Raw genomic sequence first — 22039 nt, 5'->3', positions numbered from 1 at the left:
TGATCCGCGAATTAAGCGGATGCTTTAGAACTTGTGACGGATACCGACGCGAGCGGCGAGCTGGTTCGACGAACCGTTGCCCGACGTGCTGAAGTAGCTCGTGCTCGAACCGATCTGTGCCTGCACGTTGTTGCCCGACGCCTTCTGGTAGACGACCAGGCCGTACACGTCCGTACGCTTGCTGAGCGCGTAGTCGAGGCCCAGGTTGCCCTGGTTCCAGTGCGCCGAGTTGCCGCTTTGCGTCGCGTTCGTGTAGGTGTAGCCGGCAGCTGCCGACAGGGCCGGCGTGATCGCGTACTTCACGCCTGCTTCGTACGCGTTGTAGAACGTGCCCGACGCGCCGCTCGCGATCGGGGTGAACTGCGTGCGCGTCCACAGCAGCCATGCCGTTGCCGGGCCGAAGACGTAGCGGCCGCCGACGCCGTACGTGCGCAGGTCGCGGATGTTGGTCAGCGCGATGTTCGCGATCGACGTCGAGAATGCCGGCGTCGACTGGCTCGGGAAGCGGATGTCCGTGTAAGCGGCGCCGAGGGCGAACGGGCCGTTCGCGTAGTTCAGGCCGAAGCTGTATGCACGCGACGAACCGGCAGTCGTCGTGGTGCCCGTCGTCGTCGACGGTGCGCCTGCGAAGTCGGTCGAGTTCGAGAAGCCGTACAACGCGCCGAACGTGAAGCCGGCGTAGTTCGCGCTCTGGAACTTCACCGAGTTGTTGATGCGGCTCGACGTGAGCTGGTCGATGTCGTTCACGTGGTACGCGTAGTTACCACCGACCGTGTTGCCACCCGTCGAGTAGTTCGAGCCGAGGATGTCGGTCGAGAACGAGTACTGGCGGCCGAACGTGACCGTGCCGTACTGAGCCTGGCTCAGGCCGACGTAGGCTTGACGACCGAAGATCGCGCCGCCCTGGCCGATCGTGCCGTTGCCGCTGTTGAAGCCGTTTTCGAGCACGAAGATCGCCTTCAGGCCGCCACCGAGGTCTTCGGTGCCGCGCAGGCCCCAACGGCTGCCCTGGGCCACGCCGTCGTCGTACTTGAACATCTTGCCGCTGCCGCCGTTTGCGGTCTTGCTGTGGTTCACGTAGCTGATACCGGCGTCGATCACGCCGTACAGGGTCACGCTGCTTTGCGCGTGTGCCGTGCCGGCCGTTGCTGCGAGGATGGCGATGGTCAACAGTTTCTTGTTCAAAGGATTCTCCGAGCGAATAAATGGCGTGTCCAGTTGCGGTTCCGGCGCTCTCTGTGGGCGCTTTCACGGACCGGCGGCAACTTTATCGGCGGGCCACGTAATGAATGTGACAGCCACTGTCATATTACGAATCTGTGGTGCCGATGCGACACTGGATTTTGCCCGGTTGTATAGCAGGGAGTTATACCGATTCCGCCTGAGATTCGATCGGGAGTTGGAATATGCACATGAAATAAGCTTGGTTGGTGCTGTTCCGGCCCCGTGCCACGATGCGCGCTTCAACAACGACACGGGACAAGAGGACACCATGCGACGTTTGATCCTGACCGGCCTCGGCGCGCTTGCCGCGGCGCTGGCCTTTGCCGCACCCGGCGCGCACGCCGACCCGCAGACGCTGAAGATCGGCACGATGAGCGGCCCCGACGCGCAGATCTGGAGCGAGGTGACGAAGGTCGCCGCCCGCGAAGGCCTCGCGATCAAGGTCATCGAATTCAACGACTACGTGCAGCCGAACGCGGCGCTCGACTCGGGCGACCTCGACGCGAACGGCTTCCAGCACCAGCCGTTTCTCGACAGCCAGATCAAGCAGCGCGGCTACCGGATCATCAACGTCGGGCTGACCTACACGGCGCCGATGGGCTTTTACTCGAACAAGCTCAAGTCGCTGAAGGACTTGCCGGCCGGCGCGAAGGTCGGGATCCAGAACGATCCGTCCAACGGCAACCGCGCGCTGCTGTTGCTGCAGAAATACGGGGTGATCAAGCTGAAGGCGGGCGCCGGCACGAACGGCGTGAATGCGACGCCGCTCGACGTCGCCGAGAATCCGAAGAAGATCAGGATCGTCGAGCTCGACGCCGCGCAACTGCCGCGCGCGCTGCCTGACCTCGACGCCGCGTCGATCAACACCGACTACGCGGTGAAGGCCGGGCTCACGCCGGTGAAGGATGCGATCGCGATCGAGGACCTGCGCGGGCCGTACGCGAACCTGATCGCGGTACGCGCGCAGGACAAGGACAAGCCGTGGGTGAAGAAGCTCGTCGCGGCCTATGAATCGGACGACGTGCGCAAGTTCATCGACCAGAAGTTCGGCGGCGCGATCGTGCCGGCGTTCTGAAGATCGGCGCAAGCCGCCGCCCGGCCGCGTCGCCGGGCATCCCGACAAGCAAATCGCCCGCGCAAGCGGGCGATTTCGTTGGTGCGCGCCGTGATGCGGCGCGCGGGCCGGCAGCCCAGGCGGTAACGGCGGCTCAGGCCGTTCAGGCCGACAGCAGCGACCCGGTGCGGATCGGCGTGGCGCCGGCGATCCGCGCGACTTCCATCCCGGCGGTCGCGAAGCGCACGATCTGGCGCGCGTAGAGCACGCCCGACACGCTGCTCTTCAGCGTGATCACGCGATCGGTCAGCGGATCGACGATGTCGGCCACTTCCTGGCCGGCCTCGATCCACGCGCCGACCGGCGTGCGGAACACGATCACGCCCGACACCGGCGCGACGAGCGGATCGGTGCCCGCGAGCGGCGTGGCCGGATGCGCGAGCGGCGGCAGCGGCGCCGGCGTGCCGTCGATGACGCCGCGCTCGGTCAGGTATTCGACGATCCCTTGCGAGTCCTTCTCCGCGAGTTCGTACGACACGTCGCGCTCGCTGCGCAGTTCGACCGTGACGGAAATCGCGCCGTTCGGGATCGGGAAACGATCGCCGAACCGGCTGCGCAGGTCCGACCAGCAGAAGCTGTGGATCTCGTCGAACGGATTGCCGACCGAATTCAGCGCGAGCAGCGACGCCTGCGCATCGAGATAGCGCGACAGCGGCTCGACGTCTTGCCACAGATCGGGGTTCGTGTAGAGGTGCATCACGGCATCGCTGTCGCAATGCAGGTCGAGCACGATGTCGGCGTCGAACGACAGCTTCTGCAGCGCGAGGCGCTGCGATTCGAGCTCGGTGCGCGGCTTCTGCTCGTCGAGCGCGTCGCGCATCGCGGCACGTACCGCGGCGAGGTTGCGCTGCGCGTCGTTCGTCAGGTGGCGTTCGATGCGCGGCAGCACGAGCGCGGCGAGATCGTAGAAATTGCGGTTGAAGTTCTGCATCGAGCCGAGCTCGAAGCGGCCGAGATGATCGCCGAACACGTGCTGCGACAGGCCGATCGGGTTCGGCACCGGCACGATGACCACTTCGCCGCGCAGCTTGCCGGCCGTCTCGAGCGCGGCGATCTTGCGGCGCAGCAGGGTGGCGACCAGCATGCCGGGCAGTTCGTCCGCGTGCAGCGACGACTGGATATACACCTTCTTGCCGCCGCGGGGGCCGTAGTGGAAGCTCGTGATCTGGCGTTCGGTGCCGACGGCGGGGGAAACCAGCGGATGGGTCTGCGTTTGCATGATGAGGGGAGTGCGGCGCAGCCGCGAATGATCCGTGTGCGTGGAAGATTGATTGTACGTTGCCTTCCGCGAACCTATCAAACCGGCTCCCCGGCACGTCGTTTTCCGTTGCGAATCATCGGGTTGGCGCGTAAAAAATAACGTTCACGCGGCCCTTCGCAGCGGCGTTTTCCGCAGCTTCCGGTCGCACGCGCGCAAAAAAAACGGGCTCCTTGCGGAGCCCGTGTGCGCGGATGCGAAGCGCGCTGTTGCGCGGTATTACTTGCCGTACACGTCGAAATCGAAGTACTTCTTCGCGATCTTCTGGTACGTGCCGTCCTTGCGCATGCCGGCGATCGCGCCGTCGATCTTCGCCTTCAGGTCGGCGTCTTCCTTGCGCAGGCCGATGCCGGCGCCTTCGCCGAGCGTCTTCGGATCGTCGATGTCCTTGCCGGCGAAATCGAAGTTCGCGCCGCGCGGCGTCTTCAGGAAGCCGATGTCAGCCTGCACCGCGTCCTGCAGCGCGCCATCCAGACGGCCTGCGATCAGGTCGGCATAGACCTGGTCCTGGTTCTGGTAAGGCACGACGTTGACGCCCTTCGCGGCCCAGTAGGTCTTCGCGTAGGTTTCCTGGATCGTGCCTTGCTCGACGCCGATCGACTTGCCCTTCAGCGATTCGGCGGTCGGCAGCAGGCCGGCACCCTTCTTCGCGACGAGGCGCGTCGGCGTGTTGAACAGCTTCGCCGAGAACGCGATCTGTTCCTGACGCGCCGGCGTCATCGACATCGACGACAGCACGCCGTCGAACTTGCGCGCCTTCAGCGCCGGGATCATCCCGTCGAAGTCGTTTTCGATCCACACGCACTTCGCGTTCATGCGGCGGCAGATTTCGTTGCCGAGATCGACGTCGAAGCCAACCACCTTGCCGTCAGCCCCTTTCGATTCGAAAGGCGGGTAGCTGGCGTCGACGCCGAAGCGCACGGTCGTCCAGTCCTTCGCGTATGCAGTGCCGGCCGATACGGCGAGCAGGGCCACGGTCACAGCCGCAAGAATCTTTTTCACTCGGTGACTCCTCTGTTGTTCGATGGGTGCGCGGTTGTGCCGCGCCGTAAGCTTTCGGTCCGGCGCGGTTTCGCGTCGGACGGTCCGTTTCGCTTGCCCGATGCGGGCGCGCGACGTGCGCAAGATTATCAAGACAAAATACCGGCAGGGCGCCTAGGAAATGCCCCGATACCGGACCCGACGGTGGCGCGGCGTGCGCGCGACCGTTTCAGAGGTAGGAACGATTCAACCCAGCGTTTCGTTGACCGCGCGCTGCAGGCACGTGACGAATTGCGACACGGCGGGCGTCGGCAGCAGGTCGCGCCGCGCGATGATCGACAGGTCGAAGCGCGGCATGCTTTCGTCGAGTTCGGCCGTGCGGATCCCGAGCGGCGCCACCATCGCGGCCAGCGGGCGCGTGAAGCAGCCGATCACGTCGGAGCGCGCGACGAGCCCGAGCGTCACCGCGAACGACATCGGCGAGCGCAGCAGGCGCTTCGGCAGCGGCAGCCCGCGGGCCTCGAACATCGCGATCATCACGCTGTGCGGGAACTGCTCGGCGCCGACCGTGACGATCCACTCGGCGTCGAGTAACTCCTCTAACCGGCGCGCATGCGCGAGCGGATGGCCTTCGCGCATCACGACGGTGAATTCGGTCGACAGCAGCGGCACTTGCGTGAAATCGCGGTCGAGCGCGGGCACATGGTGCATCGCAGCGATGTCGAGCGTGCCGTTGCGCAGCTGCGCGAGCGCGTCGGGCACCGTCACTTCCTCGAGATGCAGGCTGACGTTCGGCATCGACCGGCGGAAGGCCGTGACCGCGTGCGGCAGCGCGGTCAGCGCGATCGACGGCATCGTGCCGACCGCGACACGCCCCGACATTTCCCCTTTCACCTGCTCGACGGCCTCGACGGTGCGGCGCATGTCGCCGAGCAGCTGTTCGGCGCGCGGCAGCAGCGCATGGCCGCACGCGGTCAGCTCGACGCCGCGCACGCTGCGCACGAGCAGTTCGGCGTTCAGCGCCGTCTCGAGTTCGCGGATCGTGTGCGTGATCGCGGGCTGCGTGACGCCGAGCTCGCGCGCGGCGGCGCGCAGGCTCTTGTGATGCGCGGCGGAGACGAACGCCTGGAGCTGCGCGATGTTCAGTTGGTTGCGGATGCGGGTCATCGACGGGGTTGGGATCTGACGGCGGGCCGGGGCGGCGGCGCGAAGACCGATAGGGTAGCGTGCCGCGACGGTGGACGGTGGACGGCGGGCGGCGCAAGCATCGCTGATCGGTGCGCGGCGTTCTTCGCCGCTTTTCGCGGCACACCGATCAGGATCGCAAATGACGGCGCGTGCGTGACGTGGTCGAGGTACGTTGCGATACGACGCGCCGCGTAGCGACGTAGCGACGTGGCGGCGACCCGGCGTATCAGGCGTATCAGGCGTATCAGGCGTATCAGGCGAGCGCCAGTTCGACGGCTGCGAGCGTGCGGCGGCGGATCCAGCCGCTCGCGAGCCGGATCGCGAGCCAGTACGGCATGAACAGCAGGCGCGTGCGGGTGCTCGGACAATGGACGAAGGTTTCGGTGCGCAGCAGCCGCGTGCCGGAGGGCAGTCCGACGACTTCGAACCGCAGCACCAGCTTCGCGTCGTGCGGATCGTCGTGCCGGATGAAGGCCGCGGCGTCGTCGATCGTCCGCACGTCGGGCGTCGGGCGCCAGAAGCGTCCGACGAGCCCCAGCGACAGCGACGTGTCGTCGCGATGCAGCAGCGTGAACGTATCGAAGCCGAAGCGCTCGCGAGCGGCGGCGGGGCGGTTGCCCAGCGCGCGGGCGATGGCCGCCGGCGATTCGCGCACGGCCAGCAGCGCGTCGATGACCGGATCGGCGCGCATGTCGAGCGCCGCCACCGCGTCGATGATGCGCGACGGCGGCGCGTCGATCGGCCGCGATTCATGAATCTCGACGAAGCCGAACGACGGGATGAACGGCGGCTTGTGCGCCGCGGTCCGCGTGTCTGATTCGGAGACGATGCCGAGCGGATTCATGCGGGTTCCGGAGGATAAAGCGCGATCGTAGCACCGCATGCGGATTCGCGATGCGACGGGGCGCACACGACTTCCCGTCTTTGCCGGACAGCACCGCGGAATCCCGTGCCGTACCGACAAAAAAAGCCTGGAAACATCCGTTTCCAGGCCTGGAGACCATCAACGATGATGGTGGAGGAGACGCTATCGTCTCGATGCGCGCCGCCCTTCTGCCGGCAGCGTCGCGCATGATCCGCGGTCAGATTGCCCAGCCGCCGAGGTAGAACGTGACGAGCACGGCTGCGATGAGCACGGTCCCGACGTTGAGCTTGCGGAATTCGCCGCTGGCGATGCGGCCGATCACGAGCGTCGAGAAGCCGAGCATGATGCCCGTCACGATGTTCGCGGTCAGCACGATGAACACCGCACATACGAGGCCCGACATCGCATCGACCATGTCGTCCATGTGCAGCTTGCTCACGCTGCCGAGCATCAGCAGGCCGACGTACATCAGCGCGGGGGCGGTCGCGTACGACGGCACGAGGCCCGCGAGCGGCGAGAAGAACATCACGACCAGGAACAGCAGGCCGACCACCGCAGCAGCGAGGCCCGTCTTCGCGCCGGCGGCCACGCCGACGCTCGACTCGATGTATGCCGCCGCCGGCGCGCCGCCGAGGAAGCCGGAGAAGATCGAGCTGATCGAATCGGCGGTCAGCGCGCGGCCGCCGTTGATGATGCGGCCGTTCTCGTCGAGCTGGCCCGCCTGGCCCGCGACCGCGCGGATCGTGCCGGTCGCGTCGAACACGGCGGTCATCACGAGCGCCAGCACGCTCGGCAGCACGGCCATCGACAGCGCGCCCTTGATGTCCATCGCGCCGATCAGCGATGCGTGGCCCGGTGCGCTCAGCGACGGCAGCGCGAAGATGCCGCGGTACTTCACGGCCGGATCGAAGATCAGGCCGAAGATCGAGATCGCGATCACGACGAGCAGGATGCCGCCCGGCACGCGACGCTTCTCGAGACCGAAGATCGCGGCGAGGCCGACGACCGACATGATGACCGGGAGTGCGGTGATCTGGCCGAGCGAGACCGGCAGGCCGGCGCCCGGGTTCTTGATCACGAGCCCGACGTCGTTCGACGCGATCAGCAGCAGGAACAGGCCGATGCCGATCCCGGTGCCGTGCGCGACGCCCGCGGGCAGGTTGCGCAGGATCCACGACCGCACGCCGGTGACCGAGATGCCCGTGAATACGAGGCCCATCAGGAACACGGCGCCGAGCGCGACGGTCGGGTGCAGGCCCTTGCCGAGCACGAGGCCGAACGCGGTGAACGCGGTCAGCGAAATCGCGCAGCCGATCGCGATCGGCAGCTTCGCCCACAGGCCCATCAGCAGCGAGCCGAATGCGGTGGTGAGGCAGACCGCGACGAACACGGCGCTCGTGTCGAAGCCGGCCTTGCCGAACATGCCGGGAACCACGAACACGGAATAGACCATCGCGAGGAATGTGGTCACGCCCGCGACGATTTCGCGGCGCTGCGTGCTGCCGCGCGACGAAATGCCGAAGTACCGGTCGATGACTCCCTTGGTGCCGAAGTCAGTTTCTTCCGCGCCGACGCCGACCGTCGGCTGCACCGGGGTATCACTCATGAGCTTGCTCCTTTATCAGCATGCTGAAACGGCCTGTAGCGGACCGTCGTCAGGGTGTCTCGAATCTGGTTGGGATTTATCGGCAACGTCGTGGGGACGCATCACGCGTGATTCGCGTCGTCGTACGCGCGTCGAAGGACGCGAGTGTGTCGCGTCGGACGACGCGTGGTGTGGTCGACCCCGTCACGTGTGCTTTGCCGTAGCGAAGGTTAGGCGAATGGCCCATCACGTCCCATTGGGGGAAGAGCATGCAGCGCATGTCGCAGCGCTTATATCGGCGTGCTACGGGGCTTCGTCGTCGCGGAACGCGTGTATACGCCTAGTTCGAATCCGTTAAGGCGATTATTTGAATGCCGGGTCGGCGGGCAGGGCCAAAGCGGATGACGCGTCGAGTCTTACGCATGTCTTTCATTGCGGCTGCGCAGATGCGCGAAAACGGCCGCGCATGACGCGGCGCGCCGCGGCGCGCAACCTGCATCCGGATGAAACCGGGGCCGCGCGCGCGGCGTCAGCCGTGCGCGAGTTGCGCGAGATACGCGCAGAACATGTCGGCCATCGCGGTCGCGTACGCGTCGATTTCCGCCGGCGTGCGTTCGGCTTCGGAGAACGCCTTGCCGCCTGTCGTGAGCGTCGTCATGATCAGCTCGCCGGCGAGCGCACGCGTGGCGTCGGGCACGCCGGGCAGCGCTTCGCGCATGAACGCGCTGAAGACCCGGTGGCCGGCGGCCTTCACTTCCTGCGCCTCGGGGGCGTCGCGATAAAGGGGCGCGGCGTCGTCGAGTGCGATGCGCATGGGCGCTTCGTCGCATTCAGAACGGATGAACGCGTGGACGGCGGTGCGCAGCCGCTCGGGCGGCGTCTGCCGCGGGTCCTGCAGCATCGCGCACAGCATCCCGGACGTCTGCCGCCACTCGTCGTGCTGGAGCCGGAACAGCACGGCCGCCTTGTTCGGGAAGTACTGGTACAGCGAGCCGACGCTCACGCCGGCGCGCTCGGCGACGCGCGCCATGGTGAAGCGCTGCGCGCCTTCGGTCGCCAGAACCTGAATAGCGGCCTGCAGCACGGCGTCGACGAGCTGGGTCGAGCGGGCCTGCCGAGGCAGTCTGCGCGAGGCGATCGGGGTGTTGCGGCGGTCGGTCATGACGGGTCTGCCAATGCGAATAGTAAAACATGAATAGTTCGTCATATTCTAGTCGGGTGCCCTGACGCACTCAACCTGACACCGGAGATCCGCATGACCACCCTGATTCACGACCCGCTGGCGTCGCTGCTCGCGCGCCTGTTCGACGAAGCCGAGGCATCGTCGCCCGCGTCGAGCCCGGACTTTGCCGACCTGTCGCACGACGAGCACGCGCGGCTGATGCGCAGCAAGACCGGTTACGCCGATTTCTATGCACGCCTGAAGGACTATCCGCTCGCCGTGTCGCGCGAGACGGGCACGCTGCTGTACATGCTCGCGCGCGGCTGCGGTGCGCGCTCGATCGTCGAATTCGGCACGTCGTTCGGCATCTCGACGCTGCACCTCGCGGCCGCGCTGCGCGACAACGGCGGCGGTCGGGTGATCACGAGCGAGTTCGAAGCGTCGAAGGTCGAACGGGCGCGAGCGAACCTGACGGCGGCCGGGCTGGCCGATCTGGTGGAAATCCGCGCGGGCGATGCGCTGCGCACGCTGGCGGCCGATCTGCCGGAGACCGTCGATCTCGTGTTGCTCGACGGCGCGAAGGCGCTGTATCCGGAGATCCTCGCGCGGGTCGAGCCGCGGCTGCGACCCGGCGCGTTCGTCGTCGCCGACAACGCGGAATACAGCCCCGACTACCTCGCCTACGTGCGTGCGCCGGAGAACGGCTACCTGTCGGTGCCGTTCGGCGGCGATGTCGAGCTGTCGATGCGGATCGGCTGAGCGGCGAGACGTTGCAAGCATGCAAGCCGCGCGGCGTGCGCCGTCCGGGCCGCCGTGAACGGCGGGATCGCGGCGAGCGCGAGCCGGGCGAGCGCTGCTTTCATGCAGGATTCCTTCGGATCGTTTACGCAGCGGCTTGCGCGAGCGTCGGATAGTCGGTCAGGCCCTGTGCGCCGCCGCCGAACAGCGTGTTGCGGTCGTGCGGCGTGAGCGTGGCGCCGGTGCGCAGGCGCTCGGGCAGGTCGGGGTTCGCGACGAACGGGCGGCCGAAGGCGACGAGGTCGGCCCAGCCGGCGGCGATCGCTTCGCGGGCACGCTCGGCGGTGTAGGCGCCGGCATAGATCAGCACGCCGGGGTACGCGGCACGCAGCTGCTGCTTGAATTCGACCGGCATCAGCGGCGCGTCGTCCCAGTCGGCTTCCGCGATGTGCAGGTAGCCGACGCCGAGTTCGCCGAGCAGCTTCGCGGCGGCGAGATAGGTCGTTTCCGGATCATCGTCGACGCAGCCGTTCAGCGTGGTCAGCGGCGCGAGGCGGATGCCGACGCGCGACGCGTCGCCGGTGCCTTCGATCAGCGCCTGCGCGACTTCGCGCAGGAAGCGCAGCCGGTTTTCCAGCGAGCCGCCGTACGCGTCAGTGCGCGTGTTCGCGTTCGAGTCGATGAACTGGTTCACGAGATAGCCGTTCGCGCCATGCAGTTCGACGCCGTCGAAGCCGGCCTCGATCGCGTTGCGGGCGGCGGCGCGGTATTGCTCGACGATCTCGCGGATCTCGTCGATGGTCAGTGCGCGCGGCTCGGAAGCCTGCACGAAGCCCGGCGTGCTGCCGTCTTCACCGGCGACGAACACGTTCACGCCCTTCGCCTGGAGCGGCGACGACGACACGGGTTGCTGGCCGCCGAGCAGGCTCGTGTGGCTCAGGCGGCCGACGTGCCACAGCTGCGCGAAGATGCGGCCGTGCGCGGCGTGGACGGCGTCCGTCACCTTGCGCCAGCCGGCGACCTGCGACGGCGTATGGATGCCGGGCGTCCATGCGTAGCCCTTGCCGAGCGGCGCGATATAGGTGCCTTCGCTGACGATCAGGCCCGCACTCGCGCGCTGCGCGTAATACGCGGCCATCAGTTCGTTGGCTTCGTCGCCGGGCTGGCTGGCGCGCGAACGCGTCATCGGCGGCATCACGATGCGGTTCGGCAGCGTCAGCGCGCCGAATTGCAGCGGTTGGAAAAGCGGGTCCTGGGTCATGATGGTGTCCTGTCGGTGCCGCGGCCGGCTGGCCGCGGACGGGTCGATTGAGGGTGTGGCGCGCTTAGTCCCACTTCGGCGCGAGGCCGGCCGGGTCGACTTCGCGGCCGTTGCGCTCGAGCGCGGCGATCTGCGCCATGTCTTCGTCGGTCAGGCGCAGCGTCTGCGCGAGCAGGTTGCTCGCGAGGTTTTCGCGCTTGGTCGACGACGGAATCACCGAGTAGCCGAGCTGCAGTGCCCAGGCGAGCGCGACTTGCGCCGGCGTCGCGTTGTGACGCTGGGCGATCGCGCCGATCACCGGGTCGCCGAGCACCTTGCCGTACGCGAGCGTCATGTACGACGTCACGTGGATGCCTTCGGCGTTCAGGAACTCGACCAGCTTGCGGTTCTGCAGGTACGGGCTCAGTTCGATCTGGTTCGTCGCGATCGCATCCTTGCCGACGGCCGCGATCGCTTCCTTCGTCAGTTCGATGTTGAAGTTCGAGATGCCGATCTGGCGCGTGAGGCCCTTCGCCTTTGCTTCAGCGAGCGCGGTCATGAATGCCTGGATCGACACGCCGTTGCCCGGGGCCGGCCAGTGGATCAGCGTCAGGTCGACGTAGTCGGTGCGCAGCTTGCGCAGGCTTTCTTCGAGGCTGGCGACCAGCTTTTCCGGTGCATAGTTGTCGACCCAGATCTTGGTCGTGAGGAACAGATCTTCGCGGCGCACGCCCGAGGCGGCGATCGCTTCGCCGACTTCGGCTTCGTTGCCGTAGATCTGCGCGGTGTCGATCGCGCGGTAGCCGACTTCGAGGCCGTTACGGACCGAGTCGATGACAACCTGGCCTTGCAGGCGGAAAGTACCGAGGCCGAATGCGGGAATGTTGCTCATCATGTGCTCCTGGGAGGGGTGGAACGGTTGCGGTATGGGAGTCATTCTGGCGCTTGAGACTGATGAGATAAACGCCTTCAGAGGTCAAAAATATTTGATTTAAAATCAAATATAGGTCGGTGATTCGCCCGTTTCCGGCGACCGCCGGCCCTATGCGACGCGGGCTTGCGCGTTCACATGGAACAGCGGCAGCACGTCCGCTGCGATCTCGGATATCGTCTCGTCGAGCGGACGCCGGTTGCGGCGGAAATGCAGGCCGATGTGCTGCACGCCTGCGTCGCGCATCGCCGCGAGTTCTTCCGCCAGCGCGATGCGTCCGGCGCGCGCGCCGAAGCGGTGCCGCTGCAGCGGTTCGTGCGGATCTTCCGCGAGGTCGAGGTGGATGAAGCTCACGTACGGCTTGTTGCCGGCCACCGCGCGCCAGTTCGCGACGCGCTGGGTGTGGTCGGCCGGCGTACCCGGATACGCGAGGCAGCCGTCCATGTGTTCGCCGATCCACGCCGGCGTCTGCTGCGCGAGACCCGCGACCAGCAGCGGCACCGGCGAGCGCGCGGCCGGCAGGACCTCGAGGCCGGGCGGCAGGTGCCCGTGCGCACCGTCGCGCAGCAGCGCGATCTGGTCGCGGAAGTTCGCGCCGCGCGACGCGAAGTCACGGCCGAACAGCGGATATTCGACCGGCCGGTCGCCGCTCGCGACGCCGAGCAGCAGGCGCCCCCGGCTCAGTTCCTGGATCGTCGCGGCCGATTTCAGCGTCAGCAGCGGTTCGCGCAGCGGCAGCACGACGGCCGCCGTGCCGAGCAGGATGTCGCGTGTGATGCCGGCGAGGTAGCCGAGATACGAGAACGTCTCGAACACCTGCGCGGCGTCGCCGAACGACGGGTCGTACACCGGCACGTCGCGCACCCAGAGCGCGCGGAAGCCGAGCGTGTCGGCCAGTTGCGCGAGCGCCGAGTGGTTTTCAAGGTCGGGCACGCCGGGGCGGCGCCCGTCATGCTGGCGCTTCGCGTCGCCGGCCGGCGACCAATCGTTGTCGAGCGGCAGTTCGATGCCGACGCTGAAGCTGCCGTCGGCGAGCTTGTCGAGTGAAGTGGACATGATCGGGCGCCTCCGTTCAGACCGCGCGCAGGCTGCCTTCGAGCCGGTAGAAATCGAGCGACGACGCGGTGAAGAACGAGCGCGACGTGCCGGCGGCGAAGTCGTCGAGGTGGACGACCGTCGCGCGGTCGGCTTCCTGCCACGAGATCGCGTAGGTCTCGCCGGCGACGTGCTGCCACGTGTAGGCGACTTCGCCCTTCGCGCCGGCGTACGCGCCTTCGGTGATCTCGTAGCGCATGTGGAGGCCGTCCTCGTCATACGCGTTGAGGGCGGTGAGGCCGTCGTAACGGACTTCGAAAGTCTTGCCGGCAAACGGCGGACGTTGGGTCGATGCGTTCATGCTGTTTTGCTCCTGCAAAAGTAAGCGACGTTCAATGTGCGAGTTCGACGGGTTCGGCCGTACGTTCGGGCAAGCCCTGGCCGCGGTCGAGACGGCCGCTCAGCGCGGTCAGCGCGAAGGCGCCGAGCGTGACGGCGGCGGCGATCCACGGCGTATGGCCGAGACCGATGTTGGCGACGATCAGGCCGCCGAGCGACGAGCCGCCGGCGACGCCGAGGTTGAAGGCGGCGATGTTGAAGCCCGATGCGACGTCGGTGGCGTCCGGCGCGAAGTGGCGCGCCTGCTTGACGACGTACACCTGCAGGCCCGGCACGTTGCCGAAGGCGACCGCGCCCCAGGCGAGCATCGTCAGCACCGCGAGCCACTTCACGTGCACCGTGAAGGTCAGCGCGAGCAGCACGATCGCGAGCAGCAGGAAGATCCGCTTGAGCGCCTTGACCGGGCCGACGCTGTCGGCGAGCTTGCCGCCCCACACGTTGCCGACCGCGACCGACACGCCGTAGCCGACGAGCACGAGGCTGACCTGCGACGGCGTGAAGCCGGCGATCTGTTCGAGCAGCGGTGCCATGTAGGTGAACGCGATCAGCGAGCCGCCGTAGCCGACCGCCGTCATCGCATAGACGAGCAGCAGGCGCGGCTGGGCGAGCACGCGGAACTGGCGGGCGAGCGGCGCCGGCGGCGTCTGCGGCAGCCCGCGCGGCACGAAGGCCACTGCGCCGAGGAACGCGATCAGGCCGAACAGCGCGACGATCAGGAACGTCGCGCGCCAGCCGAAGTGCTGGCCGATGAAGGTGCCGAGCGGAATGCCGGCGACGAATGCGACGGTCATCCCGCTGAACATCGTCGCGATCGCGCTGGCGGCCTTGTCCTTCGGCACGAGCGTGGTCGCGATGATCGAGCCGACCGAGAAGAACACGCCGTGCGCAAGGCCGGTGAGCACGCGCGCAACGATCAGCGAGTCGTAGCTCGGCGCCTGCCAGGCCACGAGGTTGCCGACCGTGAACAGCGCCATCAGCGCGGCGAGCAGCGTCTTGCGCGGCACGCGGCCGGTGAGCGCGGTGAGGAGCGGCGCGCCGATGGCGACGCTCAGCGCGTAGAGGCTGACGAGCAGGCCGGCCGATGGCAGGCTGACGCCGAGATCGGCGCCGATCGTCGGGATCAGCCCGACGATCACGAACTCGGTGGTGCCGATGGCAAAGGCGCTGATGGTCAGCGCAAGCAGGGCGAGTGGCATGATGGGATCCTGGTTCCAGTAAGGATGGATCGCAGTGTGCCGCCTTTACTTTTGCGGAAAAACTGGTCTATAAACCAAATTGTTTTGATTTCAGATCAACAATGAAAATCACGCTCGACGAACTCCAGGCCTTTGCGGCCGTGGTCGACACCGGCTCGATCACCGCCGCCGCGCAGCAGCTCGACCTCACGGTGTCGGCCACGAGCCGCACGCTCGCGCGGCTCGAGGAGAAGCTGAAGACCACGCTGCTGCGCCGCACCACGCGCCGGCTCGAACTGACCGAAGAGGGGCGCGCGTTCCTGCAGGATGCGCGCGCGATCATCGAATCGGTCGAGAATGCCGAGGAGCAGATGCTCGCGCGGCGCGAGATGCCGTCCGGGCGGCTGCGCGTCGACGCCGCGACGCCGTTCATGCTGCACGTGATCGTGCCGCTCGTGCGCGGCTACCGCGAACGCTTCCCGAAGGTCGACCTCGAACTGAACAGCAACGAAGGGATCATCGACCTGCTCGAACGGCGCACCGACGTCGCGATCCGGATCGGCCGGCTCAAGGATTCGACCCTGCATAGCCGGCGGATCGGCAACAGCCGGCTGCGCATCCTCGCGAGCCCCGCGTATATCGAAGCGCACGGCCAGCCGCGCAAGGTCGAGGATCTCGACAAGCACACGCTGCTCGGCTTCACGCAGCCCGAATCGCTGAACGTGTGGCCGATCCTCGGCGCGGACGGCGAGCCGAGCCGCATCGAGCCCGGCATCTGGTCGTCGAGCGGCGAGACGCTCCGGCAGCTCGCGCTGGATGGCGCGGGCGTCGTGTGCCTGTCGGATTTCATGACCGCGCACGATCGCGAGGCCGGGCGGCTCGTGCAGGTGCTCGCGCGGCAGACGCTCGACGTCGAGCAGCCGATCAACGCGGTGTATTACCGGAACACCGCGATTTCGTCGCGGATCGCGTCGTTCGTCGATTACATGATCGAGGTGCTGGGCGGCGGGAGCGCCGGCAGCGATGCGACGCCGCGGCGCAAGGCGGCGTGGATGGGGCCGGTATAGCCGGTGTCGCTGCAGCGTGGAGGCCGGGTGCCGTTCCGACGCGGGACGAGTCAGGGGATTTCCCCTGGCCGAAGGTAACGGCCGGGAGGCGGGCGGTGTGCGGCGGGCGCACTGACGTGACCCGGCATGCCAACGGCGCTCGCGCCGCCGGCATGCCGTCGTGTGCTGCGCTTCTTACGCTTCTTCAGACCACGACATGTTGTCGCGCGCCAGCAGCGCCGACGAGGCCGCCGGCCCGAACGTGCCGGCCGTGTACAGGCGCGGACGATCGCCGAGCTGCTGCCAGCCGTCGAGGATCGGCTCGACCCACGACCATGCGGCTTCGAGTTCGTCGCGGCGCATGAAGTGCGTGAGGCGCCCGCGGATCACGTCGATCAGCAGCCGCTCGTACGCTTCCGCGCGCCGTTCCGGAATCGCCTGCTGCAGGTCAAGGTTCAGGCTCACGGGCACCATCTTCATCCCGCTGCCCGGTTCCTTCGCGAGCATCTGCAGCTGGATCGATTCTTCCGGCTGGAGCTGGATCACGAGGCGGTTGCTGTAGTGACGCGGGCCGCTCGGGATGATCGAGAACGGCATGTCCGCGAACTCGATCACGATTTCCGACTGGCGGCGCTGCAGCCGCTTGCCGGTGCGCAGGAAGAACGGCACGTTCGCCCAGCGCCAGTTGTTGATGTGCGCGCGCAGCGCGACGAAGGTTTCCGCGTGGCTGTCCGCCGGCACGTTCTCCTCGTCGAGATAGCCCTTGACCGGCTGGCCGTCGACCGCGCCGGCCGTGTACTGGCCGCGCACCGTGTCGCGCGCGACGTCCGACAGCGCCATCGGCCGCAGCGAACGCAACACCTTCAGCTTTTCGTCGCGCACCGCGTCCGGGTCGAGCGACACCGGCGGCTCCATTGCGACGATGCACAGCAATTGCAGCAGGTGGTTCTGCACCATGTCGCGCAGCGCGCCGGTATGGTCGTAGAAGCCCGCGCGGCTGCCGACGCCGACCGTCTCCGCCACCGTGATCTGCACGCTGCGGATGCTCGGTGCCTGCCACAGCGGCCCGAAGATCGGGTTGCCGAAGCGCAGCACCATCAGGTTCTGCACGGTTTCCTTGCCGAGGTAATGGTCGATCCGGTAGATCTGCGATTCCTCGAAATGCTTGCCGACCGCATCGTTGATCGCCTTCGCCGACGCGAGATCGTGGCCCAGCGGCTTTTCGAGGACGACGCGCGAGCGCGCGTCGACCAGGTGCGCGGCCGACAGGTTGTTGCAGATCGTCGTGAACAGCTCCGGCGACGTCGACAGGTAGAACACGCGAATCGCATCGCCGCGTGACGCTTCGGCGAGCCGCGCGTAGTCTTCCGGCGCGCTGACGTCGATCAGCACGTACTTGAACAGGTCGAGGAAACGGCCCCACGCGTCGGCGTCGAAGGCCTTGTCGTCGATGAACGGGCGCGATTGCTCGTCCATGAACTTGCGATAGCCGTCGATGCCCCAGTCGCGGCGGCCGACCGCGATGATGCGTGTCTCCGGCGGCAGGTTGCAGTGCAGGTGCGCCATGTACAGCGCGGGCAACAGCTTGCGGGCGGCCAGGTCGCCGCCGCCGCCGAAGATGATCATGTCGACGGGCTGGTCGGCTTCGGTCTGGTTGGGCTTATTCGTCATGAGTGGTTCGCGGTCTGATGCGGTGTGAGCGTGGAACGAACGTCGAAGCGCCGGACGGCCGGTGCGTTGGCGCGTCAGTACGTGAAAACGCTAATAGTGCACGCTTTTGATCGATTGTGGATGGGTTCGTCCGTATGTAACAGGGCTTGCAATGCATCGGTTGGCTTGATTATGATTGAGCGCTCACTCATTAAAGGAATCGAACGTGGCCCGACCGCGCAGTCCCGACAAGCACGACGCCATCCTCGCCGCGGCCGCCCGCGCGCTCGCGGAGGACGGCGCGAGCGCGACCACCGCGCGCATCGCGCGGCTCGCCGGCGTCGCGGAAGGCACGGTGTTCACCTATTTCGAGACCAAGGATACGTTGCTGAACGCGCTGTACCTGAGCCTGAAGGCCGACATGCGCGAGGCGATGATGACCGGGTTTCCGGAGCACGCGCCGGCCGAACAGGCGATGCGGCATGCGTGGAACGGCTATGTGTCGTGGGGCGTCGCGCATCCGGAGGGGCGGCACGCATTGCAGCAGCTGCGGGTGAGCGGCCGCATCGACGACACGCATCGCGAGGCCGGCGCCGAAGGCTTCGGCGCGATCAGCGCGTTGCTGCGCGCACAAGTCAGCGCGTCGGACGGGTTGAAGGACGACGACGCACATGCGTTCTGCGCCGCGCTGTTCACGTCGATCGCGGAAACGGCGATGGAGTCGATCACGCGCGAGCCGGCGCTGGCCGATGGGTACCGGGATGCCGGGTTTCGCGCGCTGTGGGCCGTGTTGCACGCGGTGTGAGCGGGCGGTCGGCGTAACGGAAAGCTGAGGATGGGGGATCGGCGGCGCATCAGGTTCGGGCGTTGCCGCACGGATGGAAGGCGGTTTCAGGCAGGGCGACGCACGGTGAAAACGATCGCTGCATCGCTCATATTAATGAGTGAGTAATCATTCATTTTTGTGGTTTCAATTTGGTCGAGGAGTGGAAAATGTCGAAAGTCTGGTTGGTAACGGGGGCCGCACGCGGCCTGGGGCGTTCGATCGCGGAAGCGGTGCTGGCGGCGGGCGATCGTCTGGTGGCCGGGGCGCGCGATCCCGCGCGGCTCGCGGATCTGGAAGAACGGTACGGCGACCGCTTGCTGCCGATGGCGCTCGACGTGACCGACGCAGCGGCGGCCGCGCATGCGGTGGCGGCCGCCCGCGACGCGTTCGGCCGGATCGACGTGCTGGTGAACAACGCGGGCTACGGTCATACGGCGCCGTTCGAGCAGATGGGCGCCGACGATTTCCGCGACCAGATCGAAACGAACCTGTTCGGCGTGGTCAACCTGACGCGCGCGGTGCTGCCGACGATGCGCGCGCAGCGCGCGGGCCACATCTTCCAGGTGTCGTCGGTCGGCGGGCGCACGTCGATGGCCGGCCTGTCCGCGTATCAGGCCGCGAAGTGGGCGGTCGGCGGTTTCAGCGACGTGCTGTCGAAGGAAGTCGCGCCGTTCGGCGTGCGCGTCTGCACGCTCGAGCCGGGCGGCATGCGGACCGAATGGGCCGCGGAGGCGAGGCGCGCGGTCGATGGCCTGCTGCCCGACTATCAGCCGTCGGTCGGGGCGATGCTCGAATTGCTCGGCGCATACGGCGGCCACGAGGTCGGCGATCCCGTGCGGATCGCGGCGCTGATCGTCGAATTGTCGCGTCGCGACGACGTGCCGATGCGTTTGCTGCTTGGCGGCGATGCGCTGTTCGTGTGCCAGCAGGCGGAAACGGAGCGCGCGGAGGAGGCGGCGCGGTGGCGCGATACGACGCTGTCCACGATGTTTCCGGACGCGAAGCTGCCCGACGGGCTGAAGGCGCAGCAGGAGATCGGGTAAGCGCGGGAACTGCGGCGTTGTGCGCGCGTGTGAGCGCCGCGCCGGTTGCCGTCGCCGGTGCGCGCGGCGGCCCGCAGAAGACCGGGCGCATGCGCGCCAGGTCTTCCGTAACGATCGCCGTTGCCGGTGCGCTCAGCGGCCCAGTGCGTAGAAGTCCGCGTTGGGTCGCATGTTCGTCACGTTCGCGAGGCGATTCGACATCCCGAAGAACGCCGAGATCGCCGCGATGTCCCAGACGTCGTCTTCGGTGAAGCCATGCGACTTCAGCGTGTCGAAGTCCGCTTCGCCCACCTGGTGCGCGGTCTGCGAAACCTTCATCGCGAAGTCCAGCATCGCTTTCTGCCGGGCGGTGATGTCGGCCTTGCGGTAGTTGGTCGCGACCTGGTCGGCGATCAGCGGATGCTTCGCGCGAATGCGCAGGATCGCGCCGTGCGCGATGACGCAGTACTGACACTGGTTCACGCTGCTGGTGGCCACGACGATCATTTCCCGTTCGGCCTTGCTGAGGTTGCCCGGCTTGTCCATCAATGCGTCGTGGTACGCCATGAACGCGCGAAACTCGTCCGGGCGATACGCGAGCGTGAGGAACACGTTCGGGATGAAGCCCGACTTTTCCTGGACGGCCGCGATGCGTGCGCGGATGTCGTCGGGCAGGTCTTCAAGCGCCGGCACCGGGAAGCGGCTGATGGGAGCGTTGTCTGCGGCAGTCATGGGGTCTCCTGAATGACGTGGCGCGAGCGGTCTCGATGCACGAGCCGCCGGCCTGAATCGAATCGATGCGTTGGCGTTGCGGGCGTCACGCGTTGACGTCCACGACGATGCGGCCGCGCACCTTGCCGCCGATCAGTTCCTCGGCAAGCGGGATGACGTTCGCGAGGCCGACCTGGTGGCTGATGGTACCCAGTTTCTCCACATCGAGATCGGACGCGAGCCGACGCCATGCCTCCAGACGCTCGGCGCGCGGGCACATCACGCTGTCGATGCCGACGAGCGTCACGCCGCGCAGGATGAACGGTGCGACGGTGGCGGGGAAATCCATGCCCGCGGCCAGCCCGCAGGCTGTCACCACGCCGCGATAGCGCGTCGTCGCGCACACGTTGGCGAGCACGTGGCTGCCTGCGACGTCGACCGCGCCGGCCCATCGTTCCTTGCCGAGCGGTTTGCCGGGCGCGCTGAATTGCGACCGGTCGAGGATGTCCGCCGCGCCGAGCTGCCGCAGGTAGTCGGCATCGGCCGGGCGGCCGGTCACGGCGACGACGCGATACCCGAGCTGCGCGAGGAGGGCGGTGGCGACGCTGCCGACGCCGCCCGCCGCGCCGGTCACGACGATCTCACCGTCATCGGGGCGCACGCCATGCCGTTCCAGCGCCATCACGCACAGCATCGCGGTGTAGCCGGCCGTGCCGATGGCCATCGCCTGTTGCGGGGAAAACGCGGACGGCAGCGGCACCAGCCAGTCGCCATCGACGCGCGCCTTCTGGGCCAGGCCGCCCCAGTGCGTTTCGCCGACGCCCCAACCGTTGAGCACGACCCGGTCGCCGGTGCGGTAATCCGGATGCGTGCTGTCCTCGACTTCGCCGACCAGATCGATGCCCGGCACCATCGGGAACTTGCGGACCACCGGGCTCTTGCCGGTGATCGCGAGCCCGTCCTTGTAGTTCAGCGTCGAATAGCCCACCCGGATCGTCACGTTGCCCGCAGGCAGCTGCGCGTCGTCCAGTGTTTGCAGCCGCGCGTGCTGGCCGGTTTCGTTCTTGTCGATCACGATGCCCTGGAACATCCGTCCTCCTTTCTAGACCGATCGTCTAGTTAATGGTAAAAAAACTCAGCGGCGCGGCAATCCATTGAAGAAAAACTGCGCGAACAGCACGAGCGGCGCGTCGCTGCGCTCGAGCTTCGCGCGCAACACGGCGCCTTCCCAGCCGATCCAGAAGAACGCGGCCAGTTCGGCAGGATCGGCCGAGACCGCCAACTCGCCGGCCTGCTGCGCAGCGACCAGGCACTCGGCCAGCCGGCGCTGCCAGTCTTCGAACGTCGCGCGCAGACGCGCGCGGAAACTCTCGGGCAGCGCGCCCATTTCCTGTCCGAGGTTGCCGATCAGGCAGCCGCGGCTGTATGCGTAGCGGGCCATGCCGTCGCGTGCATCGTCGACGAACGCGCGCACGCGCGCCAGCGGCGAGCGTTCCGTTTGGCTGAAATGGCGGTCCAGCTTGCGCGCGAAGAACTCGGCGTAGCGGTCGATCAGCTCGAGGCCGAAGGCTTCCTTGCTGTCGAAGTAGTGATAGAACGAGCCCTTCGGCACACCGGCGCGCCCGAGGATCTCGTCGAGCCCGGTGGCGGAAAAGCCCTTCTCGGTGAGCACCTCCAGCCCGCTGCGCAACAGCATGTCACGCGTCGCGACGAGGTCTTCGTGCTGCTTGGGTGGCCTGCCGCGACGGCGAGGCGGATCAGTTCGAACGTCCATGTGCGAATAATAGACCGTTCGTCTCAAAAATCAACCGGCTGTGAGCCGATCGCGTCGAGCGACGGGCGTCCGGCCGTCGTTGCCCGTATTAACCCTGATTAATAAAGCTTATCGC

Annotated in this window: 21 protein-coding genes; 5 read left to right on the top strand and 16 right to left on the bottom strand. The window is 67.0% G+C overall.

What is annotated here, in order from left to right; translation table 11 throughout:
- Positions 1-24: 24 nt before the first annotated feature.
- Entirely contained in the window at positions 25-1185 is a 1161-nt protein-coding gene (locus PI86_RS02400) for a porin (RefSeq protein WP_039318433.1), read from the bottom strand.
- 307 nt (positions 1186-1492) lie between these two features.
- Between PI86_RS02400 and PI86_RS02395 the strand changes: the two genes are divergently transcribed.
- Positions 1493-2299: a MetQ/NlpA family ABC transporter substrate-binding protein gene (locus PI86_RS02395; RefSeq protein ID WP_039318430.1), complete on the top strand. Its 807-nt coding sequence runs from the start codon at positions 1493-1495 to the stop codon at positions 2297-2299.
- Between the two features lie 142 nt (positions 2300-2441).
- Here PI86_RS02395 and PI86_RS02390 read toward each other — a convergent pair whose 3' ends face one another.
- From PI86_RS02390 to PI86_RS02365, 6 genes are all read right to left on the bottom strand, one after another.
- The gene (locus tag PI86_RS02390; RefSeq protein ID WP_039318428.1) at positions 2442-3557 is read right to left on the bottom strand and encodes a succinylglutamate desuccinylase/aspartoacylase family protein; all 1116 of its coding nucleotides are present in this window, start codon (positions 3555-3557) and stop codon (positions 2442-2444) included.
- A gap of 258 nt (positions 3558-3815) precedes the next feature.
- Complete coding sequence (locus PI86_RS02385; RefSeq protein WP_014900904.1) at positions 3816-4598, bottom strand: ABC transporter substrate-binding protein; 783 nt, start codon at positions 4596-4598, stop codon at positions 3816-3818.
- Positions 4599-4823: 225 nt separating this feature from the next.
- Positions 4824-5744 carry a LysR substrate-binding domain-containing protein gene (locus PI86_RS02380; protein ID WP_039318425.1) on the bottom strand — a complete coding sequence of 307 codons (921 nt, stop codon included), beginning with the start codon at positions 5742-5744 and terminating at the stop codon, positions 4824-4826.
- 274 nt (positions 5745-6018) lie between these two features.
- Positions 6019-6609 carry a hypothetical protein gene (locus PI86_RS02375; protein ID WP_014900906.1) on the bottom strand — a complete coding sequence of 197 codons (591 nt, stop codon included), beginning with the start codon at positions 6607-6609 and terminating at the stop codon, positions 6019-6021.
- A 238-nt stretch (positions 6610-6847) separates the two neighbouring features.
- Positions 6848-8236: an NCS2 family permease gene (locus PI86_RS02370; protein WP_014900907.1), complete on the bottom strand. Its 1389-nt coding sequence runs from the start codon at positions 8234-8236 to the stop codon at positions 6848-6850.
- Positions 8237-8744: 508 nt separating this feature from the next.
- Positions 8745-9422, bottom strand: a complete 678-nt coding sequence (locus PI86_RS02365; protein WP_039318423.1) for a TetR family transcriptional regulator — start codon at positions 9420-9422, stop codon at positions 8745-8747.
- 48 nt (positions 9423-9470) lie between these two features.
- Between PI86_RS02365 and PI86_RS02360 the strand changes: the two genes are divergently transcribed.
- Positions 9471-10136, top strand: a complete 666-nt coding sequence (locus PI86_RS02360; protein WP_039318420.1) for an O-methyltransferase — start codon at positions 9471-9473, stop codon at positions 10134-10136.
- A 124-nt stretch (positions 10137-10260) separates the two neighbouring features.
- Here PI86_RS02360 and PI86_RS02355 read toward each other — a convergent pair whose 3' ends face one another.
- The 5 genes from PI86_RS02355 to PI86_RS02335 all read right to left on the bottom strand — a co-directional run bounded on the left by PI86_RS02355 (position 10261) and on the right by PI86_RS02335 (position 14916).
- A complete protein-coding gene (locus PI86_RS02355; protein WP_039318418.1) occupies positions 10261-11376 on the bottom strand; it encodes an alkene reductase in 1116 nt (371 codons plus the stop codon).
- Positions 11377-11440: 64 nt separating this feature from the next.
- Positions 11441-12247 carry a 2,5-didehydrogluconate reductase DkgB gene (gene dkgB, locus PI86_RS02350; RefSeq protein WP_039318719.1) on the bottom strand — a complete coding sequence of 269 codons (807 nt, stop codon included), beginning with the start codon at positions 12245-12247 and terminating at the stop codon, positions 11441-11443.
- 150 nt (positions 12248-12397) lie between these two features.
- On the bottom strand, positions 12398-13342 hold the full coding sequence (locus tag PI86_RS02345; RefSeq protein ID WP_039318416.1) for an LLM class oxidoreductase: 945 nt from the start codon (positions 13340-13342) through the stop codon (positions 12398-12400).
- 16 nt (positions 13343-13358) lie between these two features.
- Positions 13359-13682 carry a MoaF-related domain-containing protein gene (locus PI86_RS02340; protein ID WP_014900915.1) on the bottom strand — a complete coding sequence of 108 codons (324 nt, stop codon included), beginning with the start codon at positions 13680-13682 and terminating at the stop codon, positions 13359-13361.
- A gap of 31 nt (positions 13683-13713) precedes the next feature.
- On the bottom strand, positions 13714-14916 hold the full coding sequence (locus tag PI86_RS02335; RefSeq protein ID WP_039318411.1) for an MFS transporter: 1203 nt from the start codon (positions 14914-14916) through the stop codon (positions 13714-13716).
- Between the two features lie 101 nt (positions 14917-15017).
- Between PI86_RS02335 and PI86_RS02330 the strand changes: the two genes are divergently transcribed.
- On the top strand, positions 15018-15962 hold the full coding sequence (locus PI86_RS02330; RefSeq protein WP_039318408.1) for a LysR family transcriptional regulator: 945 nt from the start codon (positions 15018-15020) through the stop codon (positions 15960-15962).
- Between the two features lie 174 nt (positions 15963-16136).
- Here the strand turns inward: PI86_RS02330 and zwf are convergent, their stop codons facing one another.
- Complete coding sequence (gene zwf / locus PI86_RS02325) at positions 16137-17612, bottom strand: glucose-6-phosphate dehydrogenase (RefSeq protein WP_039318405.1); 1476 nt, start codon at positions 17610-17612, stop codon at positions 16137-16139.
- 205 nt (positions 17613-17817) lie between these two features.
- On the opposite strand from zwf, the gene PI86_RS02320 reads away from it, so the two are divergent.
- Positions 17818-18396 carry a TetR/AcrR family transcriptional regulator gene (locus PI86_RS02320; RefSeq protein WP_039318402.1) on the top strand — a complete coding sequence of 193 codons (579 nt, stop codon included), beginning with the start codon at positions 17818-17820 and terminating at the stop codon, positions 18394-18396.
- 188 nt (positions 18397-18584) lie between these two features.
- Positions 18585-19460, top strand: coding sequence for an SDR family NAD(P)-dependent oxidoreductase (locus tag PI86_RS02315; RefSeq protein ID WP_039318400.1), 876 nt, complete (start codon positions 18585-18587; stop codon positions 19458-19460).
- Positions 19461-19592: 132 nt separating this feature from the next.
- On the opposite strand, the gene PI86_RS02310 is transcribed toward PI86_RS02315, so the two are convergent.
- The 3 genes from PI86_RS02310 to acuR form a co-directional block, all read right to left on the bottom strand.
- On the bottom strand, positions 19593-20171 hold the full coding sequence (locus PI86_RS02310; protein WP_039318397.1) for a peroxidase-related enzyme: 579 nt from the start codon (positions 20169-20171) through the stop codon (positions 19593-19595).
- An 85-nt stretch (positions 20172-20256) separates the two neighbouring features.
- Positions 20257-21240 (bottom strand): acrylyl-CoA reductase (NADPH), encoded by a 984-nt coding sequence (gene acuI, locus PI86_RS02305; RefSeq protein WP_039318394.1) that lies wholly within the window; start codon positions 21238-21240, stop codon positions 20257-20259.
- A 45-nt stretch (positions 21241-21285) separates the two neighbouring features.
- Positions 21286-21924, bottom strand: coding sequence for an acrylate utilization transcriptional regulator AcuR (acuR, locus tag PI86_RS02300; RefSeq protein WP_039318391.1), 639 nt, complete (start codon positions 21922-21924; stop codon positions 21286-21288).
- Positions 21925-22039 lie beyond the last annotated feature (115 nt).

It is taken from the genome of Burkholderia sp. A9 (genome assembly GCF_000801975.1).
Note: the sequence above shows the minus strand (reverse complement) of the source record. Positions and strands in the feature narration are given on the sequence as shown.

Bases quoted from the DNA above. Each gene is read 5' to 3' on its own strand.
- PI86_RS02395 (WP_039318430.1), top strand. From the start codon at position 1,493: ATGCGACGTTTGATCCTGACCGGCCTCGGCGCGCTTGCCGCGGCGCTG.
- PI86_RS02390 (WP_039318428.1), bottom strand. From the start codon at position 3,557: ATGCAAACGCAGACCCATCCGCTGGTTTCCCCCGCCGTCGGCACCGAA.
- PI86_RS02380 (WP_039318425.1), bottom strand. From the start codon at position 5,744: ATGACCCGCATCCGCAACCAACTGAACATCGCGCAGCTCCAGGCGTTC.
- PI86_RS02375 (WP_014900906.1), bottom strand. From the start codon at position 6,609: ATGAATCCGCTCGGCATCGTCTCCGAATCAGACACGCGGACCGCGGCG.
- PI86_RS02370 (WP_014900907.1), bottom strand. From the start codon at position 8,236: ATGAGTGATACCCCGGTGCAGCCGACGGTCGGCGTCGGCGCGGAAGAA.
- PI86_RS02365 (WP_039318423.1), bottom strand. From the start codon at position 9,422: ATGACGAACTATTCATGTTTTACTATTCGCATTGGCAGACCCGTCATG.
- PI86_RS02360 (WP_039318420.1), top strand. From the start codon at position 9,471: ATGACCACCCTGATTCACGACCCGCTGGCGTCGCTGCTCGCGCGCCTG.
- PI86_RS02355 (WP_039318418.1), bottom strand. From the start codon at position 11,376: ATGACCCAGGACCCGCTTTTCCAACCGCTGCAATTCGGCGCGCTGACG.
- dkgB (WP_039318719.1), bottom strand. From the start codon at position 12,247: ATGAGCAACATTCCCGCATTCGGCCTCGGTACTTTCCGCCTGCAAGGC.
- PI86_RS02345 (WP_039318416.1), bottom strand. From the start codon at position 13,342: ATGTCCACTTCACTCGACAAGCTCGCCGACGGCAGCTTCAGCGTCGGC.
- PI86_RS02340 (WP_014900915.1), bottom strand. From the start codon at position 13,682: ATGAACGCATCGACCCAACGTCCGCCGTTTGCCGGCAAGACTTTCGAA.
- PI86_RS02335 (WP_039318411.1), bottom strand. From the start codon at position 14,916: ATGCCACTCGCCCTGCTTGCGCTGACCATCAGCGCCTTTGCCATCGGC.
- PI86_RS02330 (WP_039318408.1), top strand. From the start codon at position 15,018: ATGAAAATCACGCTCGACGAACTCCAGGCCTTTGCGGCCGTGGTCGAC.
- zwf (WP_039318405.1), bottom strand. From the start codon at position 17,612: ATGACGAATAAGCCCAACCAGACCGAAGCCGACCAGCCCGTCGACATG.
- PI86_RS02315 (WP_039318400.1), top strand. From the start codon at position 18,585: ATGTCGAAAGTCTGGTTGGTAACGGGGGCCGCACGCGGCCTGGGGCGT.
- PI86_RS02310 (WP_039318397.1), bottom strand. From the start codon at position 20,171: ATGACTGCCGCAGACAACGCTCCCATCAGCCGCTTCCCGGTGCCGGCG.
- acuI (WP_039318394.1), bottom strand. From the start codon at position 21,240: ATGTTCCAGGGCATCGTGATCGACAAGAACGAAACCGGCCAGCACGCG.
- acuR (WP_039318391.1), bottom strand. From the start codon at position 21,924: ATGGACGTTCGAACTGATCCGCCTCGCCGTCGCGGCAGGCCACCCAAG.